Source organism: Haloarcula salina (assembly GCF_049603855.1).
GTDB lineage: Archaea > Halobacteriota > Halobacteria > Halobacteriales > Haloarculaceae > Haloarcula > Haloarcula salina_A.
Genome location: NZ_CP187148.1, coordinates 382,142 through 406,590, shown reverse-complemented (window position 1 = coordinate 406,590; position 24,449 = coordinate 382,142). Strand labels below are relative to the sequence as shown.

The 24,449-nt window shown below is 62.7% G+C and carries 22 protein-coding genes; 11 read left to right on the top strand and 11 right to left on the bottom strand.

The window, feature by feature from the left end:
* The first annotated feature begins 102 nt into the window (after positions 1-102).
* Entirely contained in the window at positions 103-3,006 is a 2,904-nt protein-coding gene (locus tag ACOZ4I_RS19165) for a PAS domain-containing protein (protein WP_424005078.1), read from the top strand.
* 25 nt (positions 3,007-3,031) lie between these two features.
* Here the strand turns inward: ACOZ4I_RS19165 and ACOZ4I_RS19160 are convergent, their stop codons facing one another.
* Positions 3,032-4,393, bottom strand: coding sequence for an NAD-dependent succinate-semialdehyde dehydrogenase (locus ACOZ4I_RS19160; protein WP_424005076.1), 1,362 nt, complete (start codon positions 4,391-4,393; stop codon positions 3,032-3,034).
* Positions 4,394-4,527: 134 nt separating this feature from the next.
* On the opposite strand from ACOZ4I_RS19160, the gene ACOZ4I_RS19155 reads away from it, so the two are divergent.
* Together ACOZ4I_RS19155 and ACOZ4I_RS19150 are read left to right on the top strand one after the other, a co-directional pair.
* Positions 4,528-5,061 carry an amino acid-binding protein gene (locus ACOZ4I_RS19155; protein WP_424005075.1) on the top strand — a complete coding sequence of 178 codons (534 nt, stop codon included), beginning with the start codon at positions 4,528-4,530 and terminating at the stop codon, positions 5,059-5,061.
* Complete coding sequence (locus ACOZ4I_RS19150; RefSeq protein ID WP_424005073.1) at positions 5,058-6,005, top strand: homoserine dehydrogenase; 948 nt, start codon at positions 5,058-5,060, stop codon at positions 6,003-6,005. Before ACOZ4I_RS19155 ends, ACOZ4I_RS19150 begins: the two co-directional genes overlap by 4 nt.
* 6 nt (positions 6,006-6,011) lie before the next feature.
* Here ACOZ4I_RS19150 and ACOZ4I_RS19145 read toward each other — a convergent pair whose 3' ends face one another.
* A complete protein-coding gene (locus tag ACOZ4I_RS19145) occupies positions 6,012-6,689 on the bottom strand; it encodes a type I 3-dehydroquinate dehydratase (RefSeq protein ID WP_424005398.1) in 678 nt (225 codons plus the stop codon).
* 324 nt (positions 6,690-7,013) lie between these two features.
* Complete coding sequence (locus tag ACOZ4I_RS19140) at positions 7,014-7,469, bottom strand: type I 3-dehydroquinate dehydratase (protein WP_424005071.1); 456 nt, start codon at positions 7,467-7,469, stop codon at positions 7,014-7,016.
* Positions 7,470-7,742: 273 nt separating this feature from the next.
* Here ACOZ4I_RS19140 and ACOZ4I_RS19135 point away from each other — a divergent pair, with 273 nt between their 5' ends.
* Entirely contained in the window at positions 7,743-8,222 is a 480-nt protein-coding gene (locus tag ACOZ4I_RS19135; protein ID WP_424005069.1) for an N-acetyltransferase family protein, read from the top strand.
* Positions 8,223-8,244: 22 nt separating this feature from the next.
* Here ACOZ4I_RS19135 and ACOZ4I_RS19130 read toward each other — a convergent pair whose 3' ends face one another.
* On the bottom strand, positions 8,245-9,423 hold the full coding sequence (locus tag ACOZ4I_RS19130) for an MFS transporter (protein ID WP_424005067.1): 1,179 nt from the start codon (positions 9,421-9,423) through the stop codon (positions 8,245-8,247).
* A 484-nt stretch (positions 9,424-9,907) separates the two neighbouring features.
* On the opposite strand from ACOZ4I_RS19130, the gene ACOZ4I_RS19125 reads away from it, so the two are divergent.
* Positions 9,908-10,804, top strand: a complete 897-nt coding sequence (locus ACOZ4I_RS19125) for an NAD-dependent epimerase/dehydratase family protein (RefSeq protein ID WP_424005065.1) — start codon at positions 9,908-9,910, stop codon at positions 10,802-10,804.
* A gap of 40 nt (positions 10,805-10,844) precedes the next feature.
* On the opposite strand, the gene ACOZ4I_RS19120 is transcribed toward ACOZ4I_RS19125, so the two are convergent.
* From ACOZ4I_RS19120 to ACOZ4I_RS19110, 3 genes are all read right to left on the bottom strand, one after another.
* Complete coding sequence (locus ACOZ4I_RS19120; RefSeq protein ID WP_424005063.1) at positions 10,845-11,621, bottom strand: IclR family transcriptional regulator; 777 nt, start codon at positions 11,619-11,621, stop codon at positions 10,845-10,847.
* Positions 11,622-11,748: 127 nt separating this feature from the next.
* Positions 11,749-12,438, bottom strand: coding sequence for an RraA family protein (locus ACOZ4I_RS19115; protein WP_424005061.1), 690 nt, complete (start codon positions 12,436-12,438; stop codon positions 11,749-11,751).
* 149 nt (positions 12,439-12,587) lie between these two features.
* Entirely contained in the window at positions 12,588-13,598 is a 1,011-nt protein-coding gene (locus ACOZ4I_RS19110; RefSeq protein ID WP_424005059.1) for a Bug family tripartite tricarboxylate transporter substrate binding protein, read from the bottom strand.
* 180 nt (positions 13,599-13,778) lie between these two features.
* Here ACOZ4I_RS19110 and ACOZ4I_RS19105 point away from each other — a divergent pair, with 180 nt between their 5' ends.
* Positions 13,779-14,819 carry a zinc-dependent alcohol dehydrogenase gene (locus ACOZ4I_RS19105; RefSeq protein ID WP_424005057.1) on the top strand — a complete coding sequence of 347 codons (1,041 nt, stop codon included), beginning with the start codon at positions 13,779-13,781 and terminating at the stop codon, positions 14,817-14,819.
* A 131-nt stretch (positions 14,820-14,950) separates the two neighbouring features.
* On the opposite strand, the gene ACOZ4I_RS19100 is transcribed toward ACOZ4I_RS19105, so the two are convergent.
* Complete coding sequence (locus ACOZ4I_RS19100) at positions 14,951-15,622, bottom strand: MBL fold metallo-hydrolase (RefSeq protein ID WP_424005055.1); 672 nt, start codon at positions 15,620-15,622, stop codon at positions 14,951-14,953.
* 252 nt (positions 15,623-15,874) lie between these two features.
* Here ACOZ4I_RS19100 and ACOZ4I_RS19095 point away from each other — a divergent pair, with 252 nt between their 5' ends.
* The 4 genes from ACOZ4I_RS19095 to ACOZ4I_RS19080 all read left to right on the top strand — a co-directional run bounded on the left by ACOZ4I_RS19095 (position 15,875) and on the right by ACOZ4I_RS19080 (position 19,466).
* A complete protein-coding gene (locus tag ACOZ4I_RS19095; protein WP_424005053.1) occupies positions 15,875-16,399 on the top strand; it encodes a tripartite tricarboxylate transporter TctB family protein in 525 nt (174 codons plus the stop codon).
* A complete protein-coding gene (locus tag ACOZ4I_RS19090) occupies positions 16,390-17,871 on the top strand; it encodes a tripartite tricarboxylate transporter permease (RefSeq protein WP_424005051.1) in 1,482 nt (493 codons plus the stop codon). The genes ACOZ4I_RS19095 and ACOZ4I_RS19090 overlap by 10 nt, the downstream gene beginning before the upstream one ends.
* Positions 17,872-18,220: 349 nt before the next feature.
* Positions 18,221-18,652 carry a universal stress protein gene (locus ACOZ4I_RS19085; protein WP_424005049.1) on the top strand — a complete coding sequence of 144 codons (432 nt, stop codon included), beginning with the start codon at positions 18,221-18,223 and terminating at the stop codon, positions 18,650-18,652.
* Positions 18,653-18,818: 166 nt separating this feature from the next.
* Positions 18,819-19,466 (top strand): MBL fold metallo-hydrolase, encoded by a 648-nt coding sequence (locus tag ACOZ4I_RS19080; protein ID WP_424005047.1) that lies wholly within the window; start codon positions 18,819-18,821, stop codon positions 19,464-19,466.
* Between the two features lie 173 nt (positions 19,467-19,639).
* Here ACOZ4I_RS19080 and ACOZ4I_RS19075 read toward each other — a convergent pair whose 3' ends face one another.
* The 3 genes from ACOZ4I_RS19075 to ACOZ4I_RS19065 form a co-directional block, all read right to left on the bottom strand.
* On the bottom strand, positions 19,640-19,930 hold the full coding sequence (locus ACOZ4I_RS19075) for a HalOD1 output domain-containing protein (RefSeq protein ID WP_424005045.1): 291 nt from the start codon (positions 19,928-19,930) through the stop codon (positions 19,640-19,642).
* A gap of 928 nt (positions 19,931-20,858) precedes the next feature.
* Complete coding sequence (gfo6, locus tag ACOZ4I_RS19070; RefSeq protein WP_424005043.1) at positions 20,859-21,929, bottom strand: D-xylose 1-dehydrogenase Gfo6; 1,071 nt, start codon at positions 21,927-21,929, stop codon at positions 20,859-20,861.
* An 851-nt stretch (positions 21,930-22,780) separates the two neighbouring features.
* Entirely contained in the window at positions 22,781-23,365 is a 585-nt protein-coding gene (locus ACOZ4I_RS19065) for a DUF7344 domain-containing protein (RefSeq protein ID WP_424005396.1), read from the bottom strand.
* 782 nt (positions 23,366-24,147) lie between these two features.
* On the opposite strand from ACOZ4I_RS19065, the gene ACOZ4I_RS19060 reads away from it, so the two are divergent.
* Positions 24,148-24,429, top strand: coding sequence for a winged helix-turn-helix domain-containing protein (locus tag ACOZ4I_RS19060; RefSeq protein WP_424005042.1), 282 nt, complete (start codon positions 24,148-24,150; stop codon positions 24,427-24,429).
* Positions 24,430-24,449 lie beyond the last annotated feature (20 nt).

Below are 24,449 nucleotides of genomic sequence, written 5' to 3'. Positions count from 1 at the left end.
GCCGTTTCCGGCGGCGCGCCCGGCAATGGGCCGGGCGTCGGTAGCTCGCCGGCCCCGCGCCGGTTGGTGGCTCGTGTCGCCGACTGGGAGGTGGACCACCACGTGAAGCTCCGCACGCAGGTCGGTCTGGTGCTGGTGGTCCTCGCGGTCGCCCTCTCGGGGATCGTGTTCACGGGCTTCCAGATGAACAAGCAGTCGGTGACCGACCAGCAGACGGAGTCGGTCGACCACACGAGCACTGAAGTCGCGAACGACCTGAACACGAGGATCGTCGGCCTGAAGAGAACGGTTCGGCTCCGGGCGACGAATCCCGACATCGCGGCCCACGGCCAGCCGCGGCAGCACCGTGCGCTCCAGGCGACGCTCGACGAGAGCGCGTTCAGCGGCGTCTCGGTCATCCACCGGAACGGAACGATGACCGGTATCGCCGCCGAGCTCGACCCCGAGACGCGCGACAGACTCGTCGGCAGCGACTTCAGCAACCGCCAGTACTTCCAGCGGGCCGTCCGCGGCGAGACGTACGTCAGCACTCCGGTGCTCGCCCAGTCCGGGAACCACATCATTACGATAAGCACGCCGATCTACCGGAACGGGACCGTCGTCGGCACGCTCAACGCGGCGCTCCACCTCGAAAACAGTTCGTTCCTCCGCAACGCGACGTACGCCGTCGACGGGTATCAGGGCGTCACCGTCCGGGCGCGGTCCGAGGAGACCATCTACGAGCGCCGGCCCAACCCTGCCACGAACCTCATCGTAGCGAGCGCGACCGTCGAGGAGACCGGCTGGACCGTGAGCGTGCAGGTGAGCCGGGATGTCCTCGCCGACGACCTCCGTGTGGTCACCCTGTATCAGTTCGGCGCCGTCGGGCTGGCGCTCTTGCTGGTCGGTGGACTCGGCATCCTGCTGTACACGCAGACGCTCTCGTACCACGAGCGCCTGCTCGACGGCTTCGACAGGCTCTCGGACGGAGACTACGGCTACAGCCTCGACACCGACGCGACCGAGGACTGGAAGCGGATCCTCACCGGCTTCAACGACATGAGCCGGACGCTGGCGGTCTACGAGCGCGAGCAGACCGAGCAAAACGAGCAACTCCAGCGCGAGCGAGACCGGTTTCGGGCGCTGTTCCAGGGAATTCCGGAGCCGGTCGGCATCGTCGAATTCACCGGAGAGGGGACGATACTCAAGGACGCGAACGAGGCGTTCGAGACGACCTTCGGGTATGACCTCGACGAGGCCGTCGGCGAGGACCTCAACGACCTCATCGTTCCCGAGAGCGAGATGGCCGGAGCGAGGGCCATCGACGAGCACGCGTCCGGCGGCGGGCAGGCGACCGAAGAGGTCCGACGCGAGACGGTCGACGGCGTCCGGGATTTCCTGTTTCGGTCGACCCCGCTGCTCCGCGAGGATGGGACGGACCAGCAGTTCGGGGTGTACGTCGACATCACCGAGCGGAAGGCACAGGAGCGGGCGCTCAGAGAGCTCACCGAGCGGCTCGATATGGCGCTGGAGGGCGGTCGACTGGGCGTGTGGGACTGGAACGTGGAGACGGACGCGGTCACGTACGACGAGCGGTGGGCGGAGATGCTTGGCTACGACCTCGACGAGATAGACAACCGGCTGAGCGCGTGGAAGGAGCGGATTCACCCCGAGGACCGATCCGACGTGGACGCCGCGCTCGACGCGCACATGAACGGCGAGACGGAGTACTACGAGTGTGACCACCGGCTTCGGACGAAAGCCGGGGACTGGATCTGGATTCGAGACGTGGGCAGGGTCGTCGAGCGGAGCGACGACGGCGAGCCGCTCAGGGCGGTCGGGATCCACCAGGACATCACCACGCAGAAGTCGCGCGAGCGCACGCTCCGGGAGACGCTCGAAGGGACGCGGGCGCTCATTCAGGCCGAGACGGCGGCGGAAGCCGCCGAAATCGCCGTCGACATCGCCGCGAACGCGCTCTCGTTCCCGGTCAGCGGCGTCTGCCTGGACGAGTCGCGTCGCCGGCCCGACCCGACGGCAGGCGGCGACAGGGCGGGCGAGCGGATCGGGTTCGTCCCGTCGGGCGAGGCGGGCGGCGACCACGCCGTCCACGAGATCGTCCACGACACGTACACGTCCGGCGAGACGCGCGTCGTGGAGGACGTGGGGGAAACCTATCCGGAAATCGCCGCCGAGGCGGCCGTCGAGAGCGTGCTCGTCCACCCGCTGTCGGACCACGGCGTGTTCGTCACGGCCGCGCGTTCGGCGGCGGCGTTCGACGAGTTCGACCGCAACCTCGCCGAACTGCTGGCAGCAATTCTGACCGCGACGCTCGACCGACTCCACCGCGAGCAGCGGATCGAGTCCCAGCGCGACAACCTCGACCTGCTGAACCAGATCGTCCGCCACGACATCAGGAACGACCTGCAGATACTCCTCGCACGGCTCGACATCCTCGCAGACCGCGTCGACGAGGGCGAACTGGAACACGTCGAGACGGCGCTGAAGAGCGCCGAAAGTGCGGTCGAACTGACGCGGACGGCCCGGGACATGTCGGACGTGATGCTCCAGTCGGAGACGGACAGTCACCCCGTGTCGCTGCGGGGGGTCGTCGACCGGCAGCTCGACGAGTTCCGCTCGACGGAGCCGCAGGCACAGATCTCGGTCGAGGGCCCCCTTCCGCCTGTCACCGTCGCCGCCAACGAGATGATCGACTCGGTCGTCCGCAATCTGCTCAAGAACGCCGTCCAGCACACCGACAAGGAGACGCCCGAGATCGTCGTCTCGGCGGAGGAGCGGGCCGACAGCGTCGTGCTGCGGATCGCCGACAACGGCCCGGGTGTCCCCGACGAGATGCGGGACTCGATCTTCGGCAAGGGCAAGAAGGGCCTCGACAGCAAGGGGACCGGGATCGGGTTGTACCTCGTGTACACGCTCGTCGACGGCTACGGCGGGGACGTGTGGGTCGAAGACAACGACCCGGAGGGCGCGGTGTTCGCCGTGGAGCTTCCGAAGGCGTCGACGTGACGATCCCTCCGGTGGTGGCCGCCGCTCACTCGATCCAGACGGTCTTGCGGTTGACGAACTCCCGGATGCCGGCCCCCGACAGTTCGCGCCCGTAACCGGAGTCCTTGACGCCGCCGAAGGGGACTCGCGGGTCGGACTTCGTGAGCTGATTGACGTACGTACAGCCGGCGTCGATGCGCGCGGCGACGCGCTCGCCGCGGTCCCGGTCCTCAGTCCAGATGGACGCGCCGAGGCCGAAGCGCGTGTCGTTGGCCTTCTCGACGGCGGCGTCCTCGTTCTCGACCCGGAACACCGACGCGACGGGACCGAACAGTTCCTCGGAGTCGGCCGGACAGCCCTCGGGAACGTCGGTCAGTACGGTCGGCGGATAGAACGCGCCCTCGCGGTCGAGCGGCTCACCACCGGACAGCACCGTCGCACCGGCGTCGACGCTCGCTTCGACCTGTTCGTGGAGGTCTTCGAGGAGCGACTGGCTGGCCTGCGGGCCGACCTCGGTGGCCTCGTCCATCGGGTCGCCAACAGTGAGCGACTCGACCTCGTCGAGGAACGCGTCGAGGAACGCGTCGTAGACCGCGTCGTGGACGATGAATCGCTTCGCGGCGATGCAGGATTGCCCGCCGTTCATGTTCCGGGCCCACGCACCCGTCTCGGCGGCCGCGTCGACGTCGGCGTCGTCGAGGACGACGAACGGGTCACTGCCGCCGAGTTCCAGCACCGTCTTCTTGAGATGCTCGCCAGCCGTCGAGGCCACGGCCCGACCCGCCGGCCCGCTCCCGGTGAGCGTTGCGGCGCGGACCCGCTCGTCTCCCAGCACGTCGTCGACGCGGTCGGAGGAGACGAGCAGCGACTGGAACGCGCCATCGGGATAGCCCGCCTCGCGGAACACGTCTTCGATGGCTTTGGCACAGCCCGGTACGTTCGAGGCGTGTTTCAGCAGGCCGACGTTGCCGGCGGTGAGCGACGGCGCGGCGAAGCGAAACACCTGCCAGAACGGGTAGTTCCACGGCATGACGGCCAGGACCGGCCCGAGCGGGTCGTAGCGGGTCTTGACCGTCGCTTCCGGCGGGCTTGGATGGTGGTCGGGAGCGAGGTACGCGTCGGCGAACTCGGCGTAGTGGTCGCACACCCAGGCGCACTTCTGGACCTCGCTCTCGGCCTGCGTGATCGGTTTGCCCATCTCGCGTGTCATCACCTCGGCCAGTTCGCGCGTGCGGTCGCGAAGCACCTCGCCGGCGCTGGCGAGCAGTTCCTGTCGCTCGCGCAACGACACCTCGCGCCAGGACTCGAAGGCGTCGGTCGCGTCGGCGAGTGCCTGCTCGACGGCCGCCTGCGAGTCCTCCTCGTACGTGTCGATTCGCTCGTTCGTCGCCGGGTTGACCGCGTCCATGACATAGCGTTGCAAGGGGTAGTGCATCAGGTTTTCTCCCAGACGCACCTCCCGCAGTGACCGAATAGAAGGTGATAATAGTTTTCGACTGTGAACCCCGACAATGACTTCCGCGAACCGGTGGTGGCTGTCCGATGAGTGACTCACAGACGGACATCCGAGCGTACACGCTACGGCTGGAACTGGTCGACGAACCCGGAGAGCTCCTGCGGTCACTGCGACCGATCGCCGAGCACGGCGGGAACCTCCTCTCGATCTTCCACGAACGCGGGAACGTGACCCCGCGAGGGCACATCCCCGTCGAGGTAGACATCGAGGCGACGCCGGACCGGTTCGAGACAATCGTCGAGGGGCTCCGCGACGCCGGCATCAACGTCATCCAGGCCGGGACCGAGCGATACAGCGAGGGGATGACCATCATCCTCTCGGGTCACCTCATCGACACCGACCTCTCCGATACGCTTTCCCAGATTCAGGAGACCAAGAGCGCGACGGTCACGGACATCTCGCTGTCCGCGCCGGCGGGGGCGTCCGACATCTCGAGCGCCCGGATGAAGCTCGCGACCGAGTCGGGATCGACAGAGGAGGTCCTGTCGGTGATCCGCGACATCGCCGAAGAGAAGGACCTGCGGCTGGTCGAGCCACTGACGACCGGGGGCGCGGAATGAGGCTCGCGGTCATCGGTGCCGGGGCCGTCGGAACGGCTGTCGTCGACCTCGCAGCCGATTTCGGACACACCGTGACGGCCTTCGCCGACTCACAGAGCGCCGTCGTCGACCCCGGAGGGATCGACGCGTCGGCCGCGCTGAACGCGAAGCGGACGGACGGCGTCGTCGGTGACGCCGCGCCGAGCGAGGCGCTGTCGGCCGACTACGACGTGCTCGTCGAGGCGACGCCGACGACGCTGGGTGACGCCCAGCCCGGGTTCGGTCACGTCCAGACCGCGCTCGAACGCGACCGCCACGTCGTGCTGGCGAACAAGGGGCCGATCGCCGAGCGCTACGCCGAGATCAGAGCCCTCGAAGCGGAGAGCGCCGGCACCGTCCGGTTCGGAGCGACCGTCGGCGGCGCGATGCCCGTCATCTCGACCATCGAGGACTTCGGGCCGGAGCGAATCTCCGCGATGCGCGGCGTCCTGAACGGGACGGCGAACTTCGTCCTCACGCGGATGGGGGCCGAGGGGCTCGACTACGAGCACGTGCTGGCAGAGGCCCAGGACCTCGGCGTCGCCGAGGCCGATCCCAGTTTCGACGTGGACGGGACCGACGCCGCGCTGAAAGGCGTCATCGTTGCGAACGTTCTCGACCCGGACGGCGAGTACACGCTCGCAGACGCCGAGGTGGAGGGCATCGAAGACCTCCCGGGAAGCATGCTCGAACTGGCCAGAGAGGACGGTCGGACGATCCGGCTCATCGTCGAGTTCGCCGACGGGCAGGTGCGCGTCGGTCCACGTCTCGTGCCCGAGCACGCCGCGCTCGCGCCGGCCGGAACGCGCAACGCCGTCCAACTGGAGACCGAGCACGCCGGCCAGCTCAGCGTCTCCGGGCGCGGAGCCGGTGGGACGGAGACGGCGAGCGCGGTGCTATCGGACGTCGAGCGAATACAGCCCTGAGAACGGTCAGTCAGAAAGCGTCAGTTCCTGCGGGACGGCGACCTCTTCGGCTTCGAGCATGTCGATGAGATGGTCGCCCGCACTCGCGTTCTTCGTCATATCGATGAGCGTGCGGAGCTTTTCGAGGGGGATCTGGCCCGGCGCGTAGTCGTTGTCGTCGCCTTCCAGCGGAGCGTAGCCGAGCTTCGACCCGTAGAGGTGAGCGATGACCCTGGTGTGGCTTCCGATTTCGCCCATCGAGATGCCGGCGACGTCGATGCCGCGCTGGGTCGCGGTGTTGACGGCGTCGAGGAGCGTGAGGGCGTCGGCGTTGCTCTGGGGAAACGTGGCCACCTTCGCGATGTCGCCGTACTCAGCACACTGCGCGATGATGGCGTCGAGCACGTCCTGGTCGGGCGTCCCTTCGAAGTCGTGATGCGAGATGATCAACTGGACGTCGTTCTCGCGGAACTCGTGGACGATCCACTCCTTGGCGCGCGCGATCTCCAGCTCGATGTCGACGAACTCGACCGCATCGAAGCGGGACGCGGCGAACAGATCGTCGAGCCGGCCAGAGTCAGTCGCTTTGCCGCCGAACCATCGGGTTCGGTTCGTCGCGATGAGGGGGAGTTCGCCGTCGTACGCAGAAATTTGTTCGACAGGGTCGGTCGCTTTGTCCATCCGAAATTCGATGAGGTCTGCCACTCCTCGGGCGTCAGATTCCCGTGTGAGGTCGTTTGTTGTGGCCGCGAGAGCGAACTCGTCGATTTTCATGGTATCCTTTAACATTCCAGCGCATATAAAATTTGGTTATGGATCCCACATAGTTATTGATTCATGTTTGGAAGAAGGAGAACGTTCGGCTTCGATACGCGCCCGAATCGGTTTTCGTTCCTAAATTTGTAGTATATAGGCACATAACAGGATAAGCGACGATAGTACTCGGCGTTATTTACACATATATCTATCCGAAGAAGATGGATGGGGAGACATAGCGGCACAATTGGAACATTTGTCCTGCTCTGTGGGCTAGTTCGGTTCGGACAGCCGCGTACAGGCATCATCGCGAACCGCGTGACCGGCCCGAGCGCACGCCTCGAACCAGCGGTCGAGGATCTCTTGCGCGGGCGTACCGTCGGTGTCGTACGCGGAGACGATCAGTTCCACGCCCCGGTCGCGGAGTTCGCCGAGCACCCATCGCTCCTCGGTGATGGTCTCCAGTTCCACGTCGGCCAGTGCGACGGCGTCGTTCGCGGCGGCCGACACCAACTGTTCCAGTCGCTCGGCCTCCCCGGCGGTTCCGCCCGCCCACGCCGATCGGTTCGCGACGATCAACGGCACCGACCCGTCGTAGGCGGCCAGCTGGTCGAGCGGGTCGTCAGCCCGGTCGAGTCGGAACTCGACGTATTTGATGGCGGACGGTGTACCCGCCACGGCACGCAGGTCGTCCGTCACGCCTACGAGGCCGTAGTCGTTCTCCGTCACGAGTAGCCGTACCGAGCGAATCCACAAAAATTTTGCATGCGTGAACGACGGTCGACTCGATCGGCCGCGAATCGGCCAGTCCATCCCCCGCGATTGGCGGCGGGGGAAAGGGACCCGAAAATGTGCGGGAAAAGGCGGGTAGGGATGCGGTGCATAGGTCGCGATATGAGCGCGAAGCGAGCCTGCAGTCGCTGGGACAACGGCGAATGCGAGGGCACCGTCGGGTGTCCCCCACGATGTCCGCGGTTCTTCGACGCCCGTGGTGACCCACTATTGATCCGGAGATTCGACGAGGACGACCTCGACGGCCTCGTCGAGATGTACGCGTCGCTCGGTGCCGAGTCGCGCACGATGGGTATTCCGCCGGCAGATGAGGACGCGCTCCGACGGTGGCTGACAGCAATCGTCTCGGACGGGTGGAGTCTGCTCGCGACCCGTGACGATCGCATCGTCGGCCACGCAGCCGTCATCCCCGAAGGCGACAGCGAACCTGAGTTCGTGGTCTTCGTCCTCGACGGACAGCGGGGCCGGGGAATCGGCACAGAACTGGTCAGACAGGTGCTCGCGTACGCCGAGGGCCGGGACCACGAGCGACTGGTACTCGACGTCTCGCCGGAGAACGAGCGAGCCATCACCGTCTATCAGAACGTCGGCTTCGAAACAGTAGAGCGGACGGGGATGAGCCGGACGATGGAACTCCCGTTAGCGAAGCCGGTCGTCGAAGAGTGCCAGCGACCACCGGCGGACAGATAGGCTGGAGTGTGGCGCTCGCGACTCAGGACTCCGCTGGCCGACGCGGCGTCGGCGCGTCCGCAGTTCCGGTCCAGAGCCACAGCCCCGCGATCGTGATGAGAAAGAGAAGCGCGACGCCCGCAGTCGACACGAGGACTCGGCCGATGCCGTACGTCGCCGCGAACACGCCCACGACGGCCGGCGCGGTCGCGAGCCCCACGTACGTCGCTCCGTTCGTGACCGCGTTGACGGGACCGCTGTAGGCCGGCGCCGCCTCGACCGCGTAGCCCGAGAGCACCGGGAAGCCGCTGGAGATCGCGAGACCGGCCGCGAACACCGCGGTGAAGAGAACCGGGCCGGTGACACCGGAAAAGGCGACGGCGAGCGCAGGGACCGCGGGGACGAACACGACGAGGAGCAGCGAGAGCGAGGGGACGCGGTCGACGGCGACGGTGCAGCCGAGTCGGCCGGGGATGTACGCGAGCAGGTACGCGGAGAGCAGCGAGTTCGCCAGCGCCGTGGGGTAGAACGAACGGGCGTAGTAGACGAGCCAGGTGAACAGCGTCCCTTCGAGCGCGCCCACGAAGACCATGCCGAGACAGGCCCCGACGACCGCAGGACGCCGACAGAGCGTCCGCAACGCGTCTAGCGAGACCGACCGCTCGGCCGCCATGGACGGCAGTTCGTACCGGCCGGCGAGCGCGAGCGCAGGGAGGAAGCAGACCGCGAGAACGAGGAAGACCGCTCGCCAGTCGGCGACGGAGAACACCACGCTGACCAACTGCGGGGTGAGGACTGCGCCGAACGCCCAGACGAGGGTGTACGCGGCGAACATCCGCCCGCGTGCGTCGGGGTAGACGTGGCTCAGGACGACGCGGTCGAGTCCGCGGAAGGCCCCGGCTGCGGTCCCCTGCACGACGAGAGCCAGCAGGAAGACGGGGTAGCTGGGGGCGAACGCGGCGAAGACGAGCGCGAGCGGTGTGACGAGCGTTCCAGCCGCCAGCAGTCGCCGCATCGGCAATCGGCCGGCGAACAGGCCAGTCACGACGACCGCCCCGAGGAAGCCGACGGTGCCGGCGGGGGCAACGAGTCCCAGCGCCGCCTCGGAAACGTCGAACACCTCGCCGATGCGCGAGAGGATCGGTCCCCGAGCCTGCATCGCCGCGGCGTCGCCGAAGATGAACACGAAGACGGCGAGCGTCCACGCGCGAGAACGATCCATACCGGTGGTTCGCGCGGAAGGAGAAAAAAGCGTACCGATGGCTCCCGTGGGAAATCGCATCGTACCGAGACCGTTACAACATTATCGAAAGACACGGCAGACAGCCGAGCGGTCGAGAATCAGAAACCCCGCGTACCAGTCCAAATAGCGGTAGATTCGGTCGGATCGTTTCAACGATATCGAATTACGTCCTATGACCGGCTCGGCCCGGATCATCAGGAATAATCCTTTTAGACACAGGTGTACGGATGTTATTTTGTACGGAGTTCACGCCGCAAGGATTTCAACATCGTTGAAACTGGTGTCGTGAAGTACCGAAAGCAGGAGTCGTTTTCCCAGAAGTGAGAGTTCTACTAATTTTCCTCCCGGAAACCCAAATTATGGTCGGAAAAGCACGCCACTGTTGTATTTCCGTCGAGAGAGAGAGAACAGATTTCCTGATGAGTAAGTTTTAAATATTATAGTTCCAAACCTTTCCTCACCGATGGCCAAGCAACAGGTACTCGTTACGGGTCCGTTCGGCGAAGCCGGAGAAGCGATTCTCAACCACCTGGCCGAGAAGGACGCCTACGAGTTCACGTATCTCAACCGGACCGAGCACCCCGACTACGAGACGTTCGTGGCAGACGTCGCCGACTACGAGGCGATCAGGCCGGCGTTCGACGGGCAGGACGCCGTGATTCACCTCGCCGCGCAGTCCGACGCCGGCGCGGAGTTCGAGGACATCATCGAACCGAACATCGTGGGCACGTACAACGTCCTCAAGGCCATGGAGGACGCGGGGGTCGAGAAACTCATCTACGCCTCCTCCCAGCGCGTCATGGGCCTCTACGAGGAAGACCACGCGCCGGAACTCTACGCGGAGGACTACCCGAGCGAGTTTGACCCGCTTCGCCTCACCCACGAGACGCTCCCCAAGCCGGACGGCTACTACGGGGCCTCTAAGATGTTCGGTGAACACATCTGTCGGTCGCACGCGCGCCGCGACGGCGCGCCGGAACAGGTGTACTCGCTTCGCATCTCCAGCGTCCGGACCGCGGAGTACGACCACCCGTACGGTGACGCCGAGCGGGGCGTCGACCGCGGCGACGAGCACGTCGTCGACGACGACGAGGTGTGGGACCAGTCCCAGACAGGGTCGTGGGAGCGCGGGAGCGAGGAGTACGAGGAGATGGTCAAGCGACTCAAGGCGTCCTGGACCTCTCAGCGCGACTTCGCGCACCTGCTCGAGTGCTGTCTGGAGGACGAGGACGTGACCTACGACGCCTTCTACGCCGTCAGCGGCAACGCGGCGCGGTGGTTCGACATCGAGCACGCGCAAGCCGTTCTCGACTACGAGCCACAGGACGACGCCTCCGAGTGGGACAGCCCCCCGAACTGAGCGGCGACGACACACGGCCCGGAAGCGACGGCGACTCGTCTCACTCGGCGCGTTTCAACTTCAGTTCGATGATGTTCTTCTTGTTCATCAGCGCCGGGGCGAGGTCGTCTTCGACTCGCTCGGGTCCCATCCGGCTGAGGGGGCCGCTGATGCTGATCGCCCCGATGGCGTCGTCCGGTTCGGAGACGATGGCCGTACCGATGGCCGCGACGCCGGGGAAGTGCTCGCCGCGGTTGATCGAGTAGTCCCGCTCACGAATCGTCTCCAGTTCCTCGAACAGCGTCTCCCGGTCGGTGATGGTGTCATCGGTGCGAGCCGGCAGCCCGCGCTCGTCGAGAATCCCCTCGACCGTCTCCGCCGAGAGCTCCGAGAGGATGGCCTTCCCCGTCGCGGTCGTGTGCAGGTACAGGTGGTCACCGAGGGGTGCGTCGTCGTCGATAGATTGCTGGCTGTGTGACTTGTACAACTGGACCGCGTAGCCGTCCTCCTCAACGGTGATGTTCGTGTGTTCGTCGGTCTGTTCCTGTAAGTTGTCGATCTCCGGCTTGGCCGCCCGGAACAGCGCCATCTCGTCGCGCATTCGGCCGCCCCGTTCGAGGAACCGAAAGCTGCAGCGATAGACGTTGCCGTTGCGCACGACGTAGCCCGTCTCGACGAGCGTTCCGAGGTGGATGTGCGCCGTGCTGGGCGGCATGTCGAGAGCGTCGGCCGTCTCGGAGAGTGTCGCCCCGTCCGCCTCGTCGAGAAAGTCCATGACGGCGAACGCCTGGTCGACGCTCTGCAACCGCCGCGACCCTGATTCGGACTGGTCTGCCATACCGACTGTCCGTCGCCCGCGGCCTTAACGACTGCGGAGTTTTCAACGATGTCGTAACGGACTGGGAAGGACACCCAGCGGTGACCTGGGAGACACTGTCCAGAGAGGGCTCGAAGTCGACTGCGTGTTACTGGATGGAGTCTTCAGGCCCGACGACGTTCAGGTCCTCGAACAGTTCGTCGTAGCCGTTGAGTTCGAAGAGGTACTCGCCCTCGACGAGTTCGGCGCGCACGGTGTCTTCGGCGTCGAGTTTCTCGCGCGAGCGTTCGAGGACTTCCGCTGCCCCCGAGCCCGGGATGACGGCGAGGCCGTCGTCGTCGCCGACGACGATGTCGCCGGGGTCGACGCTGACGCCGCCGACGGAGACCGTGACGTTGACCGAGCCCGGGTCCTGCTTGAGCGGTCCCTGGGGGTTCGTCCCGCGCCCGTAGACCGGGAACTCCATCTCGGCGATCTCTCGGCTGTCTCGGTAAGCGCCGTCGATGACAAGGCCGGCGAGGTTGTTCACCTGACAGGACTTGCACATCAGTTCGCCCACGTGGCCGGTGTCGGTGTAGCCGTCGCAGTCGATGACGAGGACGTCGCCGGGCTCGGCCATCGTGATCGCCTTGTGGATGATGAGGTTGTCGCCGGGGGAGGCCTTGACTGTGATTGCCGTGCCCGCCAGTTCGACGCCCTCGTAGGCTGGTTCGATGCCCGCGTCCATCGTCAGTCCGATGTTCCCCGTCACGTCGGAGACGATAGTGCTGGGCACGTCCTCGAATGCCTCGACGATTTCGCGGTCCGGTCGCTGCACCTCGTGCTCGATCGTGTGCATACCTGGATCCAAGAGTATCGGCAGTGATTAAACTATTGGTCCGGTCACTTCGAACCTGCGCGAACGAGGGACTCGTCGCGACGCTCACGATGCAGTCCCTCAATAACGAGTCGCGGAAGTTGGGAGAGAAAGACCGCTCGGAGACGGGGTTACTGTTCTTCGATGCCCAGTTCGTCGACGAGGTTCCCGTAGTACTCGTACTGCTGTTCGAGGAACGAACTGAACTCCTCGGGGCCGCGCTGCACTCGGATGAAGTCGTTGTTGTTCATGAACTCCACGAAGCCCTCGTCCTCGTAGATGGAGTTGTAGACCTCGGTGATCTGCTGTCTGCGCTCGTCGGAGATGTCGGACTGGACGAAGTGACCGAGCCAGGAGCCGATGCGGACTTCGAGCCCCTCAGCGGTCAGCGTCGGCGTGTCCGGTAGGGCCTCGACCTGCTTGTCGAACGCGACCCCGAGCGCCTGAAGCGGACCGTCGCGGACCTGCGCCGCGGCCTCGGCGGCACCGACCGCGGTACAGTCGGCCTCCTGGTTCACGACGGCCTGCATCGCGGGCGCCGCGCCGTCGTAGGAGACGTGTTCGACCTGCACGCCGGCCTCGCTGGCGATGGCCGCAGCCGCCATGTGCCACGAGGAACCGAACCCGGAGTTGGCCATCTGGTACGTGTTGCTCTGGCCGTACTCGCGCCACTCCTGAACCGTGCTGAACTCGGCGTCCTCGTGGACCAGGAGCGCCGCCGGGAACTCGGTGTACTGCATGATGGGCGTGATGTCGTCCGGGCTCAGGTCGGCGATGCCGAGGTGCTCGAACAGCGCGATTTCGGGGGCTGCGACGCCGATCGTGTGCCCGTCGGGGTCGGCGTTGGCAGCGGCGTTCATCCCGACCGACCCGGAGCCGCCGGTCTGGTTGCTCACGTTCCAGGCGACGTCTGTGTAGTTCTCGCCGGCCGAGGCCACAGCGCGACTCGTTCGGTCGGCCCCGCCGCCGGCGGCCCACGGCGAGACGATCTCGATCGGGCGCGCCGGCCACTCCTGCTGGCCCGAGAGGCTGCTCATACAGCCAGCGGTCATCGCGATCCCACCGGCACCAAGACTCCGGAGGAGATTCCGACGGTTCACAACGGTACGGTCGCTCGTGCCGCTACTGGTGTTGTCCACCATTGTACCTGATAGTTCGTCGTATGTCCCTTAAAAGTTGGGTTTTTTATTGGGATGGTTCCGTCGTGGGAAGTGATATTTTTCTTCTCGTGTGCGGGCTACGCGTGGACACCCGAGTCTCTGCTCGAAAGGCGAGCGTCCGTATACCGTGGATTTATAGTGAGGCAACGGACTACTGCAACCATGCGCGGGTTAGCCAAGACCAGTCCCGAAGCCGGCAGTATGGAACTCATCGACGTCGACGAACCCACACCGGCGGCCGACGAAGTCCTCGTCGAGGTGGACTACGCGGGGCTCTGTGGCAGCGACGCCGGAATCTATCAGTTCAAATCGGCGTTCGAGCGGATGGAGTTCCCGACGATCATCGGCCACGAGTACACCGGTCGCGTCGTCGAGGTCGGCGGTGACGTCACGCGGTTCGACGTGGGCGATCAGGTCGTCGAACGCCCCATACGCGGCTGTGGCGAGTGCTATCAGTGCGAGATCGGGATGGAGAACATCTGCCAGGACACCGAGCTCACCGGGATCGACCACGACGGCGCGTACGCCCAGTACGTCGTCGCCCCCGAGGCGTCGTTGCAGCCGGTCCCGAGCCACGTTTCGCCGCGCCACGCGGCACTGGTAGAACCGACGGCCATCTGCACCCGGGCGGTCATCGAGAACTCCCGGGTGGGTCCCGGCGACCGCGTGCTCGTCGCCGGCCCCGGTCCGATGGGACTGCTCTCGGCCCAGATCGCCGACGCCCAGGGCGGCGAGGTCGTCGTGGCCGGTGTCGGACAGGACACGAACTACCGACTCCCGCTCGCGGCGGACCTCGGATTCCCGACGATCAACATCGAGGAAGACGACCTCGCGACGTACCGTGAGGACCGCACCGACGGCATCGGCTACGACGTGGTGTTCGACACGACGGGGCACCCGTCAGGGCTGCCGATGGCCGCCCGGGAAGTCCGCAAGGGCGGGCAGATCGTGCTCGTCGGACAGACGGGCGAGACCTCGATGGAGTACACGCCGCTCGTCCGGGCCGAGGTCGAACTCCAGTGTACCTACGGGGCGATGTATCAGGACTTCGAGCGCGCGCTCCGGCTGATCGGCTCGGGCGACGTCGACCACGAGACCTTCCTCGACGACCGCTTCAGCCTGCTGGACGCCGACGAGGCGTTCGAGGCGTTCCTCGCGGGCGAGACGTGCAAGCCGGTTTTCGACGTGTCTGTGCTCCGGTAACGACTCGCTGTCCGCGCGTACCGGCCGACACGCAGCGTTCCTTCTGCCAGTCGCTACCGCTCGAAGCACTCAGTACTGACACAACGAGGAGAAAGACCGCAGGAAATGCCAGCGGACCGACCGGGACCGACTTACTCTGTCCGGGGATCCCACTCGTTCCACTCGCGCTCGACGAGGAAGTCGTCGAGCTTCTGCTTCGGATTCTCGAACACGTGCGAGCCGTGGAAGACGAGCAGGGTGTCGAAGTCGTACTCCAGCAGATTGTAGAGGTTGAGTTCGGCGGCGCGGTGGTCGTCGTTGAATAGCGCGGGCGGCGGCAGGAGGTAGCCTGCCGGGAGACCGCCGCGGTCGGAGCCGTCGAGGGTGTCGCCGGATATCAGGATGTTGCGGTCTTCGAGCAGGAGCGCCGACGTGGCCTCGGTGTGACCCGGCACCTGGATGACACGGATGTTCCCGTCGAGCACGTCGCCGTCCTCGTAGGCCACGTCGGGCTCGAAGTCGAGGCCCTCCTCTTCGAGGTGTTCGAAAAGCTTCGACTCGTCGGCCGGCATGGCGAGTTCGGGGTCGAACGCGTCCATGACGTGCGAGAGACCGCCGTGGTGGCCGTGGTCGCCGTGAGTGATGACGACGCGGTCGACGCCGCCGTACTCTTCCTCCAGCGTCTCGACGAGGTCCGGTCCGTTCTCGTCGAACGCCGTGTCCACGAGCGTGATTTCGCCCTCGGGAACGTCTTCGAGGACGAGGACGCGGACGTGTTCGAACTGGATCTGGTCGATACCGTCGACTACGTTGCTGACACTCATGTTCGTCCGAAAGATTCCGTCAGTCGTATGTAAATCCACCGGTTCAGCCGAAAACGGCACCTGCGGCCCATCGGCGACCGTTTCGCGACGTCGATCACAGTCGATGTGTCGGCACCCACGGACCCGGTCGGGTCTACCGATAGATTCCCGATAGTGCCCCGAAACGGGCGGAATCGGGGCCCAGGACGCCGTTTTCCAGACCAGTACATTTATACAGCGCTATGCCATTTCCACACGCAGAAGAGGATACCCATGATTAAACAAAAAGTAGCGGACACTATAGACCAACTCGGACCGAGCAGTCTCCGCTCGAACCCGCTGGCCGTGGTCTTCATCCTCCTCGCTGTCGTGGTCATATTCAGTGCGAGTCAGTTCCCCGACGATGGTCAGGTCGGGCCGGGATTCTTCCCGATTCTCGTCGCCCTCGGCATCGTCGTCTTCTCGTTTGCCGACATCCTGACGAGCACGGAGACGGACCTCGAAATCAGTGAGTTCAGCTTTCGACCCCCGGCGATCGTCCTCGGGCTCCTGGTGGCGTACCTGCTGGTGATGCCGTTCACTGGCTTCCTCGTCGGAACGATGCTGTACATGCCGGCGATCCTCTACTACTCGGGGATCAGGTCGAAACCGCTCATGGCGGGGCTCTCGATCGGGCTCCCGATCCTGCTGTTCTACATCTTCGCCCGGGTGTTCCTGATCCGACTCCCTGAGGGGATCGTCCCGATCTCGCGCCTGCTCCCGCAGCTTCCGCTGGTGGTGATCCCCGGATGGTTGTAGAGAACATCGGCCCCGCACTTGCGAACCTCGCTGATCCGTTCGTCATCTTCCTCATGACGGCCGGGGTCCTCCTCGGGATCATCATGGGGTCGATTCCGGGGATGACGGCGACGATGACCATCGCCGTCCTGCTATCGTTTACCTTCACGATGGACCCGGCACATGGGATGATGCTCCTGCTGGGGATCTACGGCGGCGCGGTCTACTCCGGGTCGATCCCGGCGATACTGATCCGAACGCCCGGGACGCCGTCGGCGGCCGCGACGCTATTCGACGGCCACCCGCTCTCGAAGAAGGGCGAGGCTGGGCGGGCGATCAGGGCGAGCACGGTCGCCTCGTTCATCGGCGGCGTTATTAGCGTCCTCGCGCTGATGTTCTTCTCGCCAGTCATCGCCGGTGCAGCGCTGGAGTTCCGGTCGCCCGAGTTCTTCGCGCTCGCGGTTTTCGGGCTGACGATCATCGCCAGCGTGAGCGGCGACTCGCTCACCAAGGGGATGGTGTCCGGGCTGCTCGGGATGCTGGTCGCGACGGTCGGTATCGACCCGATCACGGGCTTTCACCGGTACACCTTCGACATGGCGACGCTCCTGACGGGCGTGGAGTTCATCGCAGTGATGATCGGCCTGTTCGGCATCGCCGAGGGCCTGCGCAAGTACTCGCAGGGTATCGACGACGACACGGACGAGGCCGCCCAGGAGATGTCCGGCGTGTTCCCGTCGCGGTCCGACCTCAAGTCGATCATGCCGGTGAGTATCGGTTCGGGCGTTCTGGGTGCGTTCATCGGTTCGATTCCGGGTGCAGGCGGTGATATCGCGGCGTTCATCACGTACAACGAAGCGACGCGGTGGCTCAAGGACGCCGTCCCCGCGTTCGGCGACGGGAACATCCGCGGCGTCGCCGCCGCCGAGTCGGGGAACAACGCCAGCACCGGCGGGGCACTGATCCCGACACTGACGCTCGGGATCCCCGGCGACTCCGTCTCCGCGATACTGATCGGCGCGCTGATGGTCCACGACATCAACCCCGGCCCGGGCCTCTACCAGGACGAGCCGGAGCTCCTCTATACGATCTTCGTGGGTTTCCTCGTCATCTACATCCTCATCCTGATATTCGGCTTGCTCGGCGCGAACTACTGGGCCCGTCTCATCAACATCCCGTCGTCGCACATCTGGCCGGTGATCCTCGTCCTCTGTGTCATCGGCTCGATCGCGCTCCGCGGAAACGTCTTCGACGCGTGGGTGATGCTCGGCGCGGGCGTGCTCGGCTACGCCATGCGCCTGCGGGGGTACCCGCTGGCACCGATGGTGCTCGGCCTCATTCTGGCACCCATCGCAGAGGTGAATCTGCGGCGCTCGCTCGTGCTCTCGGGTGGCTCGCTCGACATCTTCTATACGAGCCCGATTGCCCTGCTCGTCCTCCTACTCAGTGCCGCTGCGATCACCGTCCCGGCAGTGCGGTCGGTGCGTGCATAGGCGTCTCGGCGCGCGAGCGAGAACGCGCGGCTCACTTTTCTACGTCTGCACCGAACCACCAACGGGCTCTCCCGTCGACGAGCCCCTCAGCTTGTCGTCTCAACTTGATCAGATCTGCGAACCGACGGCGTCCCAGTCCAGATGGTTTCAACATCGGTGAAACGTCTGAAGCGGGCGAAATCGGAAGATTAGCCCAATCATAACAGGCGTACATCCGTTACGTATACGTAGGTATCCGTCGAATCAAATTTCAATGTTATCGAAAGATAATCCCCGGAACTGACGACTGTCGCCGGGTCGCAATCACGCCACCAAAAGAATAATAATGGATACTACGGTGTCATCAGCCATGGTCATCGTCGCGGCAGTCGACCGATCGGAGAGAGCGTCCGTAGCCATCGAGGAAGCCGAAGCGCTCGCAGAGGCGTTCGAGGACACGATTCACGTGGTCCACGCGCTGACGCGCTCGGAGTTTCTCGATCTCGGAATCACCAGCGCGCAGGCCGAAGAGCCACTCGACATGGAGCAAGTCCGCAGCGCCGCCGCCGAGATGGCCGAGGACGCCGTCTCAGAGCTGTCGGTGCCCTACGAGACGGTGGGGCTGGTCGGAAAGCCTTCCGACGAGGTCGTGAAGTACGCCGAACAGCAGGACGCCCGCTACGTCACGGTCAGTCCGCGAAAGCGGTCGCGGACCGGAAAAGTGCTGTTCGGGAGCGTGGCCCAATCGATACTCTTGAACGCGTCCTGTCCCGTGGTCACGAGCACGGTCCAAGAAGAGTAACATCGGCGTGGAGCAGCAGTCCCACGACTAACCACACGATCAAAACACGAGTTCGGTCCGAGCAGTATACCCGCTAAGTCGCCGGTCTGGGCGTCGAGTCGGTATTGTACGATTCTGGGAATTGACGCCCTCCATTATAAGCTATCCGCGACCACTCATACATGGAATGTCCGTAACAAACTTAGCTGACGGTGTCTACACCGTCCAGTTCGATCACGTCCGCGTGTTCGTGCTCGAAGACCGCCCCAAAGGACAGACGACTCTCGTTGACGCGGCCTTCCCAGAGGACGGGCCGGAACTGGTCGACGTGCTGGACGAGGAGTTTGGCGGCATCGACCGCCTGGTCGTCACCCACGGCGACGAGGGCCACTTCGGTGGGACGCCAGACGTGGTCGATGCGTTCGATCCCGAACTGCTCGTTCCCGGCGGGGCCAGAGGATTCCATGACGCGCTCGATCTGCACGTCGATGCGCACGTCTCAGACGGCGACCTGCTCGACGGGACCCTGCGCGTCGTCCAGGTGCCGGGCCACACGATCGCGACCACAGGACTCCTACTCGAGGACGATGGCGTCTTCATCGCTGGAGACATCCTCGAAGGATCCGATCGCCGGGGACTGCCGGCGGGCTATCTTGTCCCGCCTGCCGAACAGTTCAACGATCTCTCACACGCGCAAGCCGAACGGAACCTCGTGAAACTGTTCGAACACGACATCGAGACCATCCTCGTCAGTCACGGCTCACACGTGTACGAAGACCCACTGGAGAAGCTCACCGACTGGCTCATCGACCGCGAGTGGGACCTCCAGTATTGACGACAAGCCCCCTAGTCGCTCCGGTCGGGTGTCGGAAGTATCGTCGGTGAGGCCGAATGTGGCCACAATAGAATAGCTATACCAAATAACTATATTATTTGGTTCCCTGGCGAGTAAATTTCATCCTCAACGCCGACCGAGGACCAGGATCCCAGAAAATATTCTTGTTCTGATCACCGATACACTTCGATGGTCCCATCTCCGAAGACCGATACGTCGTAGTTCGCGTACTCGAACGTGAAACAGAGACGTCGTCCGGTTCGGTCGAGTGTCTCAGCCGAAAAGAGTGCGTTCAGTGCGTCTACATCGACGACATGCTGAAACGGCGGTAACTCGACCGGGTCACAGTCTGCCGCGTCGGAGATGGCCTCGACAATTTCCCTGCTGACCGCGGTATCGCTATCCAGGGAGAGTTCCGTACGGTACACGAGACGCCGATCGCCTGGGTTTGGAGGCGTTTTCATCTGGGCTGAGTGAGAGTGAGCGAGCGTATCCCTGAGAGTCTATCACAAGCATCGGTCGTCGACCCGAGACAGTTTGAAACGACCTGCTCGAAGTACGGAATCGAGGCCCACCGTGATTGGGAAACCGGAGACACTTCGATGAGCGAGGCCATCGTGTGTGCCAACTATTGGCACTACTACATAATAAATTATCCGATTTGGTATCGCCAAATGCAGACGTCGTACGTCTATAGAACACAGAGATAGCTAACTAATGTGGCAATGCGGTTCCTTTCTCGGCGATTTCAGAGATATATTGCCAAGTATGAGCACAGACCATATGATATGGATTTGTTCTCTATTATATAATATCTACTTCGGGAATCTGTATAGACTTCTCTATCTCGAGTGGTTTCTTTACTGTTGGTCAGCGAGAGATCAAGAATAACTCAGGTCTGACGAGAGACCGTCGGGGTGGTCCCTCGATAGGAACCACAACCGGGTTTCAGACAGTCCGATGACCCGATATTCACACAATTTAGACATTTGGAAATAACATCTGTACGTACGTTATTATAGTAGGACTGTGAGTGAATTGCTACGTGTATATACATAGTGTTTCCGTTCGGTGCTACGACATGTAATACATGTAATCATGTCATCAAGATGTGAACGGCCACCCGGGACCAGCGTGTCGACTCCCAGATTGTCGAACGAAAGTGCGGACCATTGCTGTCACCGAGGGGTACGATGGCCAGCGACGAATACGGTGGACCCAGACTACTCGCCCCGTATCTCGTACGGAGAGGGCTGAGGGATTCGATTCCCTACGTATACGCGACTGCAGAATCCATCCGTCAGTTGGACACTGCTGACGACTTCGAAAGCCCATCCAGAAGGTCGTTCACCGATTCCGAACGAGGAAAAACGTTTCAGGTACTCCGTGACGCTACAGTTCGACGACGTCGCCACTCTCTGCGGCCTCGTGGATCGCTCGAATAATACGCATGTCCTGAAGGCCGTGTCGACCGTCCGGGGAGATGTCGGCGTCAGTGAGAATCCGATCCGCGAAGTAGTCGAACTCCTCACGCATCTCTCGTTGCGCGTCGAAGGCATCGTGTTCGATGGTCGCCGAGATATCGCCCCGGGAGAGGTGAAGTGTAGCCTTTCCGTGGAACGCCGGTCGTAACTCGATCTGGCCCTCGGTTCCAGTGAGTTTGAGTTGCGTGTCTTCGTGGGCGTTCTGACTGTCGGTCGTGACCATCTTGACGCCGTCCTCTAGCGCGAGGAGGGCGCCGGAGCGCTCGTCGGGCACGTCACCAAAGCCGTCCGCATGCGAACTCATCTGCGACTGGACGGCCGTGGGCTCTCGGTCCAGCAGGAATCGAGTCGTGTTGATGGAATAAATTCCGAGATCCATCACCGACGTGCCGTACCCGGACAGATCTGGATTGAGCCGCCACTGATCCTTGTTGGAGTTCATCTCCAAGAGGGGCTGACTGTTGTTACCGTAGACAGACACCGGATCACCGAGGAAGCCATCTCGGATGAGTTCTCGTGCACGTCGGACGGCAGGATCCGTTTGCATCCGGTAGGCGATCATCAGCGGGGCGTCCGCGTCTTCGCAGATCTCGACCATCTCGCGTGCCCGCTCGACCGTCGACTCCATGGGTTTCTCACAGAGGATCGCCTTGTCGAGTTCGGCGGCAGTTTCTGCATATTCGAGGTGGTAGGCGTTCGGAGTCCCGATATAGATCGCATCGTAGGCATCAGCTGCTTCGCCGTCGTGAAATTCTTCGTAGCTGATGCCGTGGTCGACGCCGTTCTCTGCAGCCAGACGTTCGGCCTTCTCCGTCGAACTGCTCACGAACGTTGTCACTTCGCCGAGGTCCGACTCCTCGATTGCTGGTAGCGCGAGATCGATTGTCCACCACCCGAGGCCGAGAAGCGCGTATCGAACCGTCCCCTCGGTCGCCGATTGCCAGTCGCGGTCGTCGTAGGCGTCAAGCCATTCCTTCATGTCGAGAGGGTTTCAACGCCGTTGCTAATAACTTTCTGGTCAGCGACGACGCTGTGAGAGATCCTTTGAGCCAGGTCCCCCACTCGAATCCAGGATGCGAGCGGGAGATGGGTGTAGAACTGCCAAGATTCCAGTGGACGCTCCCGGTCAAGAAGCGGCTGTCGCCGTCTACAGGGAGATTACAAGTTCTACCAGCGACCTGCGAAACACAGGTTCTCGGTCGCCACGGGAAATATTCAAATGCCAAATAAAATCTAGTTTTTATAAGAATAGATATGGTTTTTGCAATTCTATTTTCAAATATGATTTTGTTTTGGATAATAGTATTACAGGACGTTACAATCGAGTAGTGCTCGTCTATAGTTCCCGGTTGGAGAAAACACTCTGTTATCTCACATACTAGCTCTCGGAGAGAAACGACTGTTTGCCAACCGTGGTCGTAAGTAGGCCAGTGATTACCAGCCATCCGAGAACATCCACCCCTCATTTGCCTCGAAGTGACTTCTGGCACGGAACGTCTCGGCAAGCGAGAGCTGACACGAACGAAGCCACGCGGTTGCGATACAACAGTGGAGGGAGTTGTCGTGGAGAGCATACTGACGGGGTTCGTGTTGTGTGAGCGAGTTAATACCCTCCTAAACCCACTGGAGAGTGCCTGATAGTTCCTATCCCGAGTGATAGTAATAGTTGATTACTAAAGTAGGATACACTTACCCCACTGACCTGTGAGTGGCCGTTGCACTCTCTGCAGTAGCGAGTGAGGCGAACCGATTCGGTAGATTCCACACACTCGAGTGGTGGAAGACTAACCGAATCGACGATCGTCGCAGAAAGCTATCTCGACATTGCCGTCAGTCGTCCGCTTCCTGCTCGCGCTCGGTCGACCAGTGATAGACCGAACAGGCTCCGCCCACGCCGATGACGCCCGCGAACAGCCCCAAGACGATGCTGCTCGGGAGAGAGAGTGCAACTGCAGCGGTGAGAACGGCAACTCCGAGTAGCGAGACGCCAGCGTAGTACCGATACCACTGGCGATCAGGTTCCGCTTCGGGGCGGTCGAGATACTCCTCGAAAGCGTCGGCCTTGTCGGTAAGCGTAATGTGACCGCGGTCCTGGTTGAACTCGACGACACCGATATCGTCCATCTTCGGAAGATGGCACTGGTAAAGTCCTACGTACACGCGCTTGCGTTGGCTGGAGGTCAGCGCGTCGGTAGTGGTGTCGTTTTCGATCGCGGCGACGTGCTCTGCGAGCTCTCCCAGTGAGACGCGCTCGTCACGCTCACGGAGAAAGTGCAGAACCTCGCGGCGACGGCTGTTCTTGAGCGTCTCGAAGATGACGTCCAGTGACGGTTCTGCTTCCGTCTGTTGCTGCGTCGTGCCGTCACTGGTACTGGTGTTCTGGTTGTCCGGCGTCGCTGCCGACTGGTCGGACATGTCTTCGTGCGGTTCAGCCTGCGTTCGTGCGGTGTCTTTGACTCCCATATTTGACCCACTTCCTGTGTGCTGCGACATCGTTTACCCGTCTGGACGCATCCACACAGCCCCCCGGCTGTATCGACGGAACGTTACGCTGTCAGCAAGCATTTCAACTAAATGGCACCTTAGCACTTAATACTTTGTTATGTAACAAATTATACAATATCCCCGAGATTACCGCTGGTAGTAGTCACCCGTTGCTTCGGTATTCTTGGAGTACTGCCAGTCTACGGCTGATTTCATCGTCCGTTCTGATCGGTGTATCGGCAGTTGTGAACTGGTCCTGCGACATAAACAATTAATTGTCCTATTTTTGGCACAGGTTTCGAAACGAGTGCTCGCGATACCGCGAGAGGACTCTCGAGAGAATCGCTGGAGATTATATCGGAAGTAACTAATCCTTAAGGCCGTCACAGGGCGACACGTTCGGGCTCTCGTGATTCAGAGAGGTTATTGAGGTTGCAAATCACGCCGCTATCGGACGTGGTCAGCGCTGTGCGAAGGACTTCCAGCACTGGCCGAGCGGATGATCAAATGAGGCTGTCAAAGCGCGAAATCGCCATTTTCACACGGTTCAGGAGTTAATATTCGCCACATCATGTGGGTGGCTACCGGCTGTCGCACATGCGGAACAAAATAACACTAGCGAAACAATTAACCGAAGGCACATGGAATAACCATGTACACGAGTTCGTATCCAGAGTGCGTAGTTGGTACACTCGTGAATACGAATAGATACGATGGCAGACTTTGACCAGTGGGACGAAGTGAGTTACGTGATCAGTTCACGGTATCGGGTCGAAACACTCCGGCGACTTTCAGAGGGGCCTGCGACACCGTCGCTCATCGCAGACGACCGGGAGATGAGCATCGCGCACGTCTCTCGCGCGCTGCAAGAGCTGCGAGAATCGGGTCTCGTTGATCTGCTCGTTTCGGAAGATCGGAAAAAAGGGCGTGTATACGACATAACGGAGAAGGGACTCGGCATCTGGGAGACGATCGAGCAGAAGAACATGGCTTGACCGAGCCGGTCAGCAGCGAA